A 12382-nucleotide genomic window follows, 5' to 3' on the forward strand; every position below is an offset into this window, starting at 1 on the left:
TAACCAACCGCTCAAAGTATTACATAATATTGCCTGTTAATCTATTGAAATTTAAGTATTCGGACTTGTTATTTATTAATAATTTGAATTTAATCCTTTGATATTAATGGTTTTAAAATCTATTATTATTTTTTATCTTTAAAAAAATTAGCGATGACAGCATCCGGCATGAGTTTTCCGGAAGCATAAAAGCTTGCATTCATATTTTTAAACCGGTTAAATCTTTGACTGACTTCTTTTAACGTTGATTCATTCTGATAAGGATCCGAACCATATTCATTAATGATCAGCAGTTCAGAATCATGAATATAATGCTTTCCTGAAACGAAATCGATCATCATGTCTTTGCTCTGCATGATCGGAACATCAACTTTATTCCTGTCCGAATCCGGTGAAAATCCTCTTCCTACCCAGGCAACCGTCGCAGGAGTCTTCAACTGATAATTATTCCTGTAATAAGCTAAGAGAGAAGGAGCCACATCAAAGTGACTCGCGGTTTTCTGAAAGCGCTTCGGTTCTTTTAGCAAAGGAGAATAAATCATCAGGGGCACATGGAAACGGTCGATATGAGATTCCAGGGTAATTTCCGGCATACTGTGGTCTCCCGTAATCATAAAAATGGTATTTGCAAAATCCGGACGTTTGCGGTAGTTTTCAAAAAACTGTCTCAAGGCGTCATCAGCGTTGATTACTGAGATCAGTTGATTTTTAAACGCTCCCGCCATCTTTTTCTGTTCCGGAGACAAGATATTGGATTGCAGCCTTTTATTGTAAAGGCTTTCGTAATAACTGCTTTTATTAATTAAAAACGGATTGTGCGTGGAAAGCGTAAGAACCATATTGAAATAGGGTTGTTGCTGAGGCTTCTGGATATCAAGCATTTTACTGAAAACGGCCTGGTCTTCATATCCCCAGCTCGATCCGTTATGGGCCGGAAGCTTTTGGTAAGGACTGCCGAATGAAGATTCATCTACAATATGATCAACCCGGCTGTATTCCAGGAACTCCCGGTAACGGTCGAATGAGACATCGCCCCCGTAATAAAATCCGGTTTCAAAACCGTTATGTTTCAGGATATTGAAAAGATTAAAGTTCTCCGGCGTCTGGCCTATTTCCAGGAAGCCGTTCCTGCCGAAAGGAAGTGACCCGGTAAGCGAAGGGAGCGCACCGAAGGTTCGTCCCGCCGAACTCAGGCCATTTTCCCAGTACAGACTTTGCCGGGACAAAGAATCCAGGAAAGGGGTAAAATTCCCGATGTAACCCTTAGGAGAAGTATAAGCATGGCCGAACCCCTCCAAAACGACAAAAACAAGATTAGGCGTTTCAGCGGAACGGTTGAAGTAAGCACCTAAAAAGTCCGGTGTATTTTCTTTACGCCAGAACGGGAATGCTTTATCCAGGGTTTCCGCACTTGCAGCAAAGCTTTCCCGATCCTCAAACAGATCCCTGATTTCCGGATGGTCATTTAAAAAGTTATCTTCATTGGATTTAAAGAAATAGGCCCACTTGCTTTTGGCAGCGGTCCGGCTGAAGAGATTGGTATCATCTGATCCTCCGGACAAGATACCATCCGGAATAAAAAATGAAAGCAGACCGATACCTAAGAATCCTATTCCGACATACATGGATTTAAAGGTCGATTTCCCCGCCATCCATAAAGGCACCACTGTCGCGCCGGCCAGAATTATCAGTAATGCTAAGTTTTTAATGCTCAGCATTCCGCTGGCCTGTAATGTTTCTTTAATTTCTTCTTTGCTGTAATACAGGACATCTGCTCCGAGCATATTCTGGGTTTCCGAGAAATACAAAAACAGAATATACTGCATGATGGCCACCAGTGCAAATGCGACCAAGGCTATAAATCTTGCCCAGCTCTCCTTTATACAGTTGATGATCAGATAAATGATTCCTATTCCGAATATCATTCTAAAGGCAAATAAGATATTTCCAAGAAACAATCCGCTCGCGATACGGCTTGTATCCAATCCGGGAAGATAATACCTGTACCAAAGCCATTCAGCGGTTACCCCTACCATAAACAGGAGCAGAAAAACCGAAGAAATGACTCCCCATTTTTTGAGACCATTCTGAAGAATTGCTGAAATCCTGGCTTTAAAAGGCAAGTTCTCAACGGTCTGGCTGAAGCCCTGCCTTTTCATTTCTCCCCAGCCATGAGATTTTTTAAAGTAATCGATAAACCCGTTGACTCCCGCCTTCACCACGATCGGATGAAAATAGAAGGGTTCTGAAAATGCCGTTCCAATCAAACTTAGGAAGTCTTTTTTCTTTGTATATACTTTGTAGCTTACAAGATCCACCAGGATCCCGTAAATTGAATACAGGAAGCCCAATGAAATTACCAACGCAGCAAGAATCATGAAAAAAGGCCAGTTGATGATGCCCAGAAAAAGGAAAACAATAAAAATGATATATCCTAAAAACTCAACCAAAGGACCCAAAAATTCAAAAAAGAACCAATACGGAAGACTTACCATCCCCAGTTTTCCATATTTTGGGTTGAACATCAGCTTGCGGTGCTTCCACAGGGTTTCCATAGTTCCCCGCATCCATCTGTTTCTCTGTTTTCTGAGGATGTCTTTGCTTTCCGGAACTTCCGTCCAGCATAAAGGATCAGGAATCGTAGCGACCTGATAAGGTTCTTTCTGCTCTTCCATATATTTCCTCATCCGCACTACCAGCTCCATATCCTCTCCTACCGTATTCCGGTCATAACCGCCACACTCCAATACAATTTTCCGGTCAAAGACACCGAAAGCACCGGAAATCAGGATCAGTCCGGATGCCCTTGACCAGGCCATCCGACCCAGTACGAAAGCCCTGATATATTCCAAAGCCTGTGTTCTGCCCAACAGCGTCCGGGGCATATTTACACTGACCACTTTCCCGTCTTCGATCACACAATTATTGGCAAGGCGGATAATCCCGCCACAGGCAATTATTTTTTTATCAGTCTGTTCCAGAAAAGGTTTTGCCAGCTTTAAGATGGCATCCTGCTCCAGGATACAGTCGACATCGATGCAAACCAGATATTCTCCCGACGATACATTGATCCCTACATTTAAGGCATCAGCTTTTCCTCCGTTTTCCTTATCAACGATGATGAGCTTTTTAAAAGCCGGATTTTTACTTTTATAAATTCCCCTTACCTTATTGGTTTCAATGGTACCCTGAACAAAAAAAGACACCCATTCCAGCTCGTAGGCTTCTATTAATTTCTGTAAAGAATCGTCTTTACTCCCATCATTCACGATTATAATTTCCAGATTATGGTAATAAAGAGATAGCAGGGACCTCACATTTTCCACAATCGTCATTCCTTCATTATAAGCCGGTGCAATAATACTGAAAACCGGAGCATTCGGATTGGCAGCGATGATGCTGTAGTCGGTAAATGTATTTACTTTTTTATAGCGGATTACCGCTCCCAGCGCATAGATTCCGATCCAGCCGTAAATAAGAGCTACGGCTGCACCATACAACAGGAACAACCATATCACAATTTCGTAGATGATGTGCGAAAATTCTGTCATATTCTTTCTTGGAGCGCGTGTTTAATAATTTGAACCAATTCTTCAGGAGCATCCTCATCCTGTTCCAGCCGGATCAGGTAATCGTGATACCCTAAGGAAAAAAGGGCTTCTGCGGCGTGAATTTTAATAGCCGGAAAAGGGTTCTCCAATAATTCTTTCTTTAATAAATCCGTGATGCTCCGGTCTTTTGAAACTTTCATGGCCCGAAGAATTTCGATCCGTACTTCAAGAGGCTGATGCGGATAAATTTCCATAAGATCACCTACAGTAGAAGGATTATCCAGTGACAGAAGCGTCTGTACCACCTGTATCCTGACTTCGGAAGAGGCATGTTCCAGCAGTCCCATTACTTCTTGATAGAAAGAAAGCAGCTGAAATTTTCTGATCAGCTTTAAAGTGAAAATAATGACGGAATCATTGGTACTGGTAAGCCACTTTTCAATGGAAGATCCTGAATCTTCGGGAATACTCGTTATGGAAAGCAGAAGCCTGAGCTGCTGCCATTCTGAAATCCTCCCTTCTGCGGTGTCAAGGAAACTCAATCCTTCAAATCCTTTTAAACTTACCATCGCATACTGAGCTTCCTGATAAACCTCTGATGAAGCATGTGAAAGAAAACCGGAAATCCGGGGAAGAGCATCTGCGGAATCCATTACAGTAAGCTCCTGTATGCCTCCCGCAATCAGGAAAGCTTTCTTCTGGCCCAGCTTCTTTTCCGCTTCACGATGAAGACCATATTTGTTAAATAAATCTTTAATCTTGTCTTTCGCCATCCCCGAAAATTTCTTTTCCGAGTCTACCAGCCTCTGTAAAAGCAGGTTTCTGAAAGAAGGATTGGCCGAAAACTGTTGGAAAGCAGGATTATCCGGCTGATCCGGTTCGTCATATACAATGACTTCCGATATTTTCTCATTGATGATTTGTAACCACCCGGACAGGCGCACAGTTTCTCTGTACTGAAAAAAACCGTAGAGAAGCACTCCTATGATCAGTAACACCACCAGCAGCAATATCGCGAGCAATACCAGCACAAAGAAGTGCACAGAAGTGATTGTCTCCATATCGATTTCAGTTTTTCATAAACCTTTTAATTCTCAGTATCAGCTCATTAGGACTAAAAGGTTTTACAATAAAATCCGAAGCACCCAAATCGAAAGCATTCAGCACCACTTCTTCCTGCCCCATGCTCGACAGCATAATTACAGGGATCTGTTTTCCCATAGACTGTATGGCAGAGAGGATTTCAATTCCTGAAGCAAAAGGCATCATAATATCGGTAATGGCCAGATCTACCTCTTCTTCTCTTAATTTTTCGATGGCTTCTTTGCCATTTCGGGTTAAAATAACTTCATGCCCTTCTTTCAGCAATTTATGCTCTATCGTTTTTAAAATCAGTTCATCATCTTCTGCAATCAGAATCAGCATAGCTTTTATTTTTTTATTTAATCAAAGATTTAATCATGTTTAATCCAACGGTTATTTCGCCGATAATTTCCTTTTGCAGGGAAAGAAAATCGATTTCCTGATCTTTTTTTTCTTCCCAATGCAAGGCTGTTTTGGCGAGTTTCACCAATCCGGCCGTACCTGCAGTTCCCCTGAGTTTATGAAGTATTCTTCCCAATTCGCCGGCATTTTTTTCTGCAACGGCTGTTTGGATACTGCTTTCCGCCTGGCTGATCTCGCTCATTACCAACTGTAAAAACATTTGTTTAAAATCCTCATCATCTCCGGTCTGTTCATGAAGGAGATTCATATCAATAATCCCTTCCGTATTTACACTATTTTCTGCCTCAGCATTTTCCTTAGTCAGGTATTTTTGCAGCATTTCCAAAAGATCGGCTTGGCGCAATGGTTTGGGAAGGAAATCATCCATCCCCGAGGCCAGGCATTTTTCTTTTTCGCCGGCTATCGTTCCGGCCGTTACTCCAATAATCGGCACTTCTTCATAGCCCGGAAGCTGACGAATTCTCTTTGTTGCTTCCATACCATCCATTACCGGCATCTGAACGTCCATCAGGATAATAGAAAAATTCCCGCTTTTGCACTGTTCCAAGGCTTCCAGACCATTTACGGCTTCTGTAAGTTTTGCATCAGGCACCAGCGAGGTCATCATTTTATGGTTAAGGATCATGTTTACCGGATTATCATCCACCAACAGCACCTGAAGTTCAGGAATAGCCAAAACCTGCTCTTCCGTATTTTGAGGAGTCAGTCCCGGAAGTTCTTTTTCATTATTGTCCACCGCTTTTCTGAGGGTTCTGTACAATTCTTCCGATTTAATAGGCTTTAGCAGGAAATAAGAGTTTTCTTCCTGACGGAAAGAATTGATGACATCGTGCTCTTCCGAAGAAGTATGGAGAACCACGAGCGGAGAGGTTTCGTTCTGCTTACTGAACAAAGCCTTGATCTTTTCTATCGTTTCCAGTCCTGAAATTACCGGCATATGATAATCCATAAGAATAATATCGAAACGTTCACCGGACAGCAAGATCTGTAATGCTTCCATTCCGTTCGCTGCCAGTTTGGAATCAATGTTTTTATAGGCGAGCATGTGCTGAAGGATAATTCTGTTTGCTTCGTTATCATCTACTACCAGTGCTCTTTTTATTTTCAGATCCTCATCACCGTTTATTTCAGAGAATTCAAAAGGCACTTCAATATCAAAATAAAACACGGAACCTTTGTTCGGAGCACTGTTTAGCTGAAGATGGGTTCCCATGTATCCCAGGATATTGTTGGAAATGGTGAGTCCAAGCCCTGTTCCGCCATAACGCTTACTGATCGAGCTGTTTTCCTGGGTAAAAGCATTAAAGATATACTGCTGTTTTTCTTCTGCAATCCCAACGCCCGTATCCCGTACGGCAAAACGGAGTTTTATTTTTTCTTCGTGTATGTGCAGTTTCTCTACTTTAAGTTCGATCTCGCCCTGTTCCGTAAACTTCACGGCATTCCCTAAAAGGTTGATCAGGATCTGTTTCAGTCTGGATTCATCGATCCATAATGTTTTAGGCAGTCCTGGCTCGATATTCAGTAACAGTTCAATATTTTTCTTCTGGGACTGATAAAGAATAACGTTGATCACCTGGTTTACCAGATCATACACATTGCATTTCTCAATAACAAGTTCCATTTTACCGGATTCGATTTTAGAAAAATCGAGGATATCGTTGATGATGGTCAGTAAGTTTTCTCCTGATTCGTTGATGTAGTTAAGATATTGTTTCTGGGTTTCATTAAGCGGTGTTTTGAGCAGAAGATCCGAAAAGCCGATCACCCCGTTCAGCGGCGTCCGTATTTCATGGCTCATATTCGCCAGGAATTCAGATTTCGCCTTGCTTGCAATATCGGCCATCTTTTTGGCTTCCTTCAGTTCGTTGTTGGTTTTTACCTTATTCGTGATGTTCTGTACCGAAACAATAACACCGCCGATTACACCATCCGACAAATACCACGGCCTTACTTCAAGGTCATAATGTTGCTCCTCCTCTTTATGGCTGACTTTAAGTATAAAATCATCGTTTTTGTAAGCTTTACCGCTTATGGCATTCCGGTAAATGGATTGGATTTCGTCGGAAACGTTTGGTGAAACGGCAAAGATGTTTTCACCTACAAGTTCCAGGTCGTTCATATTAAACTCGTCCTTCCAGCAATTACTGGCCGACAGGTAATTCAGGTTTTTGTCGAACATCGCTACGGCAACCGGAGCATACGCTACAAAAGACTGCAGCATCGCTTCTTTTTTCGACAGTTCAAGGTAAAGCTTTTTAAATGCATCGATATCCTGAATAATTCCAAAAACCCTGACACAGACGTCACCCTCAAACTCAGGGATTGCTTTTACCCTCACCCAGATCATAACGCCGTCCTGCCGTACCAGCTGGAATTCTTCATCGTACCCTACTCCTTCAGATATCGTCCTGCCGAATAAAAACTCTACTTTTGCCCGGTCTTCTTCGCGGTAAAAACGCACCGCCTCCTGGAACTCAGGCTGATAATCCGGGGATACTTTGTGGATTTCCTTAGTGGTCTGCGACCAGAATACGGTTTGGTTCTTAAGATCTACTTCCCATCCTCCAACCTGGGCTGCGGCACTGGTCTGTTCCAGGATTTTCTTTGTATACAGAAGATCTTTTTCCAGCAGCATCCTTTCTGTTATATTCAGGGCTGTACTCAGAACATAAGGATTTCCCTCTTTATCATACTCAACACGGTTGTGGTACATCCAGATCAGTTCTTCACCTTCCTTTGTTTTCAGGATCATCGTTCCCAGATGCTCCTTATTTTGGTTGATATACTGCAAATACTCCTGAAGCCCTTTGTGATTTTTTTCAGGAACCAAGTCTTTTAAATTGAGCCCTTCAACCTCTTCTTCCGAATAATGCAGGGTTTCCCTTCCTTTTTTGTTTACTTCGAGAATATTGCCCTCCATATCATGCATACTCATCAAACCGATTGCATTTTCAAAAAAGCGTCTGAAACGGCGTTCGGAGCTTTCCAGCTGCATTTTCTCTTCAGTATGCTGGGTAATATTGGTTCCGAAGCAAAAGATTTCAGAATGATTATCATTATGCGTCATATACCATTCGATGATCACATTATGGGCACCATTTATTTTGGAAGAAGTGGTCACCATCAGTTCTTCATCATTTTCAATAAAATGGTTGATTTTTTCGCTAATATCGTTAGGCTGATCTCCCAAGACATCCATAAAATGCTTTGCAGCAAGCTGATTCCGGCCTATTAGAAAGGCCTGTTCGAAAGCGGGATTAATATCTTTCAGCACCAGCTTATCGCTCAGGACACAAATCGGGTTGTTTGAAACATCGAAGATTTGCTGAAAGTATTCGGCCTGAATATTTTTTCTCTTGGCAATAAGCAATTTGGTAACCGCTTCTCCTAATTTTTTGAGCGTAGAAATTTGCTCTTCCGATAAAATTTTCGGTTCATTGTTAAGAACACATAGAGTACCAAGGGCAAATCCTTCGTCATCAACAAGCGGAACGCCTGCGTAAAAACGGATTCCTGCTTCGAGAACCACCGAATTTCCGGAGGACCGTTCATCAAGCAAGGTATCTTCGATAATTACCATCTGTCCGGTAGCTACAGGATAATGACAGATTGCATCTTTTCTTTCAAGAACATCGATAGAGGCTCCGATACAGCTCTTGACCGTATGGGTCTCACTTCCCATAATGGCGATAAAAGAAATCTGACACCCGGAAATCAGACGTGCCGTTTCGGTAAAGATATCCAACTGAGGATCTTTAGAGAGGTTTAATAAATCTAGGAGCTCGAGCCTTTTGATTCTCTCTTTTTCATTATCTGGAATCGGATAAATATTCATACTATTAACAATAAATCGTTATGCTGATAAATATAATAATAAAATTGATATAAAAAGCATTTTTCCTTACTAACACATACCATATTTCACGAAATAGAGACTATAAATTTTTAGGCGATTTTGGATATTACTCTATGCACCTTTATGAAGCAGTAAGAATTATTTATTGTTTTAAATTTTACAATCGTGTTAATTTAATGATTATGAATACGGTAAATTCAGAAAAAAGATTTTCCGAACATTACGTGAAAAAATTATTATCATTTTATTTTTATAATTCAAAAAAAAATTCTATATTTGCACCCACAAAAAACAAGGTAATTCTTGTTATAAGATGACCTCAATCGGGGCGTAGCGTAGTCCGGTCATCGCGCCTGGTTTGGGACCAGGAGGTCGCAGGTTCGAATCCTGCCGCCCCGACATCAAAAAGACATTTTAGGGTGCGTAGCTCAGCTGGATAGAGCATCTGCCTTCTAAGCAGACGGTCAAAGGTTCGAATCCTTTCGCGCTCACTTTAAGCCTCACAACTTTTGTTGTGAGGTTTTTTGTTTTCACTGAACAAGGCTCATCAGACAGAGCATCCCGATTTTTAAATCGGGACTGGCAAAGGCTCGAAATCGGAGATTCGATGGAATCAATCCTTTCGCGCTCACTTTAAGCCTTATAATCTTTGTTTTTTTTGTTTTTAACGAGACTAAATATCCTAATTTTTAGCATAAGCCTAAAAACAGAATCAATGAATTCAGTTGATAAATAAACCTAACGGGTTTTTGAAACCCGTTAGGTTTGTGACCGTTAATTCATTATCAAAAGAATTCCGATTATGATCTGAAACAAGAGGTCAGGAAATAAACTCTTAAATCCGGTTTAGTTTAGCATACATCTCAAGACTGATCAATTTACCGTCTTTTATTTCGCAATCCCTCATTACCCTTTCAAGTTCAAAGCCCAGTTGCGTCATTATTTTTTTGCTGTTGGCATTTTCCGTTTCTATTAAGGCTTCGATCCGGTGGACCGACATCTTTTGAAAAGCGTATTCGCAGACGGCGAGGCCTGCTTCCCTGATTATTCCGGAACCCCAAAACTCAGGCAGCAGCCAGTAGCCCATCTCAATTTTCCGGTTTTCTTTGCTCCAGTTGTTGAATCCGATGGCTCCGAGGAAGGTTTGATCCTGTTTGTTGCAGACTGCCCACCAGATTCCTCTTTCTTCTTTTTCAATTGCCGCAAACCAATCCATCTGTTCCTGCGTAGCTTCGAGGCTGGTATAGCTTACTCCGTAATATTTGATAACTTCAGGATGAGACAAACCTCTGTAGACCGATTCTATATCATCCGGCTGAAATCTCCGCAGCAGCAGTCTTTCGGTGGTTAAAATTGGAAAAGGGTTTTCGTTACCCTGGCTTGTATTCTTTTTCATTAGTCCTGTTTTGGAGTTACGGGTTTATTTCAGTCGGTAAGTAACTCCGTCCCAAAGGTAAGTTTTCGAAGCTTTCTTCTTTTTCTCGCGGTCTTTTTCATCTTTTTCCATTTCCTTCATTTTGTACACGAACGCATTGGGGATCCCTCCTTTGTCATTGGGGAAAATAAATTCTTCGTGATGGTAATAGACATCGGCATCTCCTACACTCATCAATTGAGGCAGGGCAATGAGTTTTTTACCGGTAAACAAAATGTATTGGTCATACCCGGGAATTCCGCATGCTTCCCCGGAAACGGTGGCTCTTAAAGTAAATTCGACATTTTTGAGTTTGTGATTGCCTTCTACCGTGAAACTTCCATAGCTTAAACTTTCTCCAGAGCCCGTTTCAAAGGAAACCTCATCGATTACGGTATTGCCCTCCATCATTTTGACGGCAGCGATGTTCTGCTGAATGGTTTCGGTGGGAAAGTGTGGATCTTTTTTAGTAATGGTCTTTGTAAGACCCAGCAGGAAATCATAGCCGCTTTTATTCCGATAGCCTGTGCAGAGGTTCCCGCCCCAAATATAACCCTCGGAATTCCGGCCGTTTTTATCGTAAGAGATTTTATACCAGTTGGCCGCCCTTTCGCCCAGTTTCAGGACTGTTTCCTCTTTTTTAAGGATGAATACCTGCTGATTGGCCTGTAACGAATCCAGCACCGGCGCATTCACACCGGGAGACTGGCGGATCCTCGTACCGGTGGTAAATATTTTCTGAGCCTTGTTCTCTTCGAAATTAAAGATTCCATCGGCGTATACTTCCTCCTGCGCAGGCAAAAGTTGTATGATGAGCAGCAATAAGGCGGTAAAAAAGGTTTTCATATTAATATTTTGTGGGCATTTATTTTTCGAGAAGCAGACTCACCCACTCTTCCCGCTGAAGCTGTTTTTTAAGCTCCAGGCCGTTTTCTTTGCAGACTTCCAGAATATCGTCCACATCGAAGAAGCACAATCCGGAAAGCAAAAGTTTTCCTCCGTCATTTAATACGGTTACATAGGTCGGGATATCGGAAATCAGGATGTTCCTGTTGATGTTGGCCAGGATAATATCATAGTTTTCGTTTCCAAGATTTTCAGCGGTTCCCAGCTCGATGTCCAACTCTACGTTATTCCGGACAGCATTTTCTTTTGAATTTTCTACCGACCATTCGTCAATATCGATGGCTTTGGTTTCTCCGGCACCGTTCTGTTTGGCATAAATGGCCAATACGGAAGTCCCGCAGCCCATATCCAACACCTTTTTTCCTTGAAAATCGATATCCATCATCTGTTGGATCATCAGGTGCGTGGTTGGGTGATGCCCCGTTCCGAAAGACATTTTAGGCTGGATAACAATCTCGTGCATTCCCGGAACCGATTCGTGGAATTCGGCACGGATCAGCACTTTATCATCGATGTTGATCGGCTCAAAGTTCTTTTCCCATTCTTCATTCCAGTTGATGTTGGGCATTTCTTTGAAGGTATATTCGATTTTTACTTCTTCATTTTCAAAAAGCGGCAGTGCCTTCAGTTCTTCTTCATTAAAAAGGTCTTTCTGGATATATCCTAAGATCCCTTCCAGCTCTTCGGTGAAACTGTCGAAACCGATCTGGATCAGCTCGGCCATCAGGATCTCGTTCCACGGCTGAAGCGGGGTAATTTTGAAATCGAATTCTAAATAATTTTGCATGTGAATAATTTGTTGCAAAAATAAATATTTAAAAAATTGAAATGTCAACATTGCTTGGATAAGGTTTAATAAATATTGCGGAGGGTGAATTTGGCTAGCATATAACTTTTAATTTATCAACTTCATAAAATTTGACACATAAGACACATTAGATTTAGATTGCTCTACTTTGAAAATATTTTAGAGCACATTAGAAAGAAAATCAAAGATTTTCATTGATGGTGCTTTCCATTTTATTGATTATTTTGAGTCTGCGGTTTCAGTGGAAATCTTTCCTCATGATTCTCTGATACTATGTTGAGATCCCTGCGGGATGGACAAATGAGGTGACTAGACCTTTGATTTAGTTTACTATACTG

Annotated in this window: 7 protein-coding genes and 2 tRNA genes; 2 read left to right on the forward strand and 7 right to left on the reverse strand. The window is 41.5% G+C overall.

Features of this window, described 5'->3' with window-relative positions; translation table 11 throughout:
• Window positions 1–125: 125 nt before the first annotated feature.
• Genes QE422_RS17005 through QE422_RS17020 form a run of 4 tightly spaced genes read right to left on the reverse strand, consistent with a single transcriptional unit; the run spans window position 126 to window position 8895 of the window.
• On the reverse strand, window positions 126–3551 hold the full coding sequence (locus QE422_RS17005; protein ID WP_307461054.1) for a sulfatase-like hydrolase/transferase: 3426 nt from the start codon (window positions 3549–3551) through the stop codon (window positions 126–128).
• On the reverse strand, window positions 3548–4612 hold the full coding sequence (locus QE422_RS17010; RefSeq protein WP_307461056.1) for a HEAT repeat domain-containing protein: 1065 nt from the start codon (window positions 4610–4612) through the stop codon (window positions 3548–3550). Before QE422_RS17010 ends, QE422_RS17005 begins: the two co-directional genes overlap by 4 nt.
• 7 nt (window positions 4613–4619) lie before the next feature.
• Entirely contained in the window at window positions 4620–4976 is a 357-nt protein-coding gene (locus tag QE422_RS17015) for a response regulator transcription factor (protein ID WP_307461059.1), read from the reverse strand.
• 13 nt (window positions 4977–4989) lie between these two features.
• Window positions 4990–8895, reverse strand: a complete 3906-nt coding sequence (locus QE422_RS17020) for a response regulator (protein ID WP_307461061.1) — start codon at window positions 8893–8895, stop codon at window positions 4990–4992.
• A 345-nt stretch (window positions 8896–9240) separates the two neighbouring features.
• On the opposite strand from QE422_RS17020, the gene QE422_RS17025 reads away from it, so the two are divergent.
• Window positions 9241–9315 (forward strand) — tRNA-Pro (locus QE422_RS17025).
• Window positions 9316–9333: 18 nt separating this feature from the next.
• Window positions 9334–9407 (forward strand) — tRNA-Arg (locus QE422_RS17030).
• 344 nt (window positions 9408–9751) lie between these two features.
• Here QE422_RS17030 and QE422_RS17035 read toward each other — a convergent pair.
• From QE422_RS17035 to prmA, 3 genes are read right to left on the reverse strand one after another with little or no spacing between them, the layout of a single operon-like run.
• Window positions 9752–10312: a GNAT family N-acetyltransferase gene (locus QE422_RS17035; RefSeq protein ID WP_307461064.1), complete on the reverse strand. Its 561-nt coding sequence runs from the start codon at window positions 10310–10312 to the stop codon at window positions 9752–9754.
• 24 nt (window positions 10313–10336) lie between these two features.
• On the reverse strand, window positions 10337–11176 hold the full coding sequence (locus tag QE422_RS17040; protein ID WP_307461067.1) for an SH3 domain-containing protein: 840 nt from the start codon (window positions 11174–11176) through the stop codon (window positions 10337–10339).
• A gap of 19 nt (window positions 11177–11195) precedes the next feature.
• Window positions 11196–12023 (reverse strand): 50S ribosomal protein L11 methyltransferase, encoded by an 828-nt coding sequence (prmA, locus tag QE422_RS17045; protein WP_307461070.1) that lies wholly within the window; start codon window positions 12021–12023, stop codon window positions 11196–11198.
• Window positions 12024–12382 lie beyond the last annotated feature (359 nt).

Origin of the sequence: Chryseobacterium sp. SORGH_AS_0447 (assembly GCF_030818695.1) — a bacterium.
In the GTDB taxonomy this organism is placed as follows: Bacteria; Bacteroidota; Bacteroidia; order Flavobacteriales; family Weeksellaceae; genus Chryseobacterium.

Bases quoted from the DNA above. Each gene is read 5' to 3' on its own strand.
- QE422_RS17005 (WP_307461054.1), bottom strand. From the start codon at position 3,551: ATGACAGAATTTTCGCACATCATCTACGAAATTGTGATATGGTTGTTC.
- QE422_RS17010 (WP_307461056.1), bottom strand. From the start codon at position 4,612: ATGGAGACAATCACTTCTGTGCACTTCTTTGTGCTGGTATTGCTCGCG.
- QE422_RS17015 (WP_307461059.1), bottom strand. From the start codon at position 4,976: ATGCTGATTCTGATTGCAGAAGATGATGAACTGATTTTAAAAACGATA.
- QE422_RS17020 (WP_307461061.1), bottom strand. From the start codon at position 8,895: ATGAATATTTATCCGATTCCAGATAATGAAAAAGAGAGAATCAAAAGG.
- QE422_RS17035 (WP_307461064.1), bottom strand. From the start codon at position 10,312: ATGAAAAAGAATACAAGCCAGGGTAACGAAAACCCTTTTCCAATTTTA.
- QE422_RS17040 (WP_307461067.1), bottom strand. From the start codon at position 11,176: ATGAAAACCTTTTTTACCGCCTTATTGCTGCTCATCATACAACTTTTG.
- prmA (WP_307461070.1), bottom strand. From the start codon at position 12,023: ATGCAAAATTATTTAGAATTCGATTTCAAAATTACCCCGCTTCAGCCG.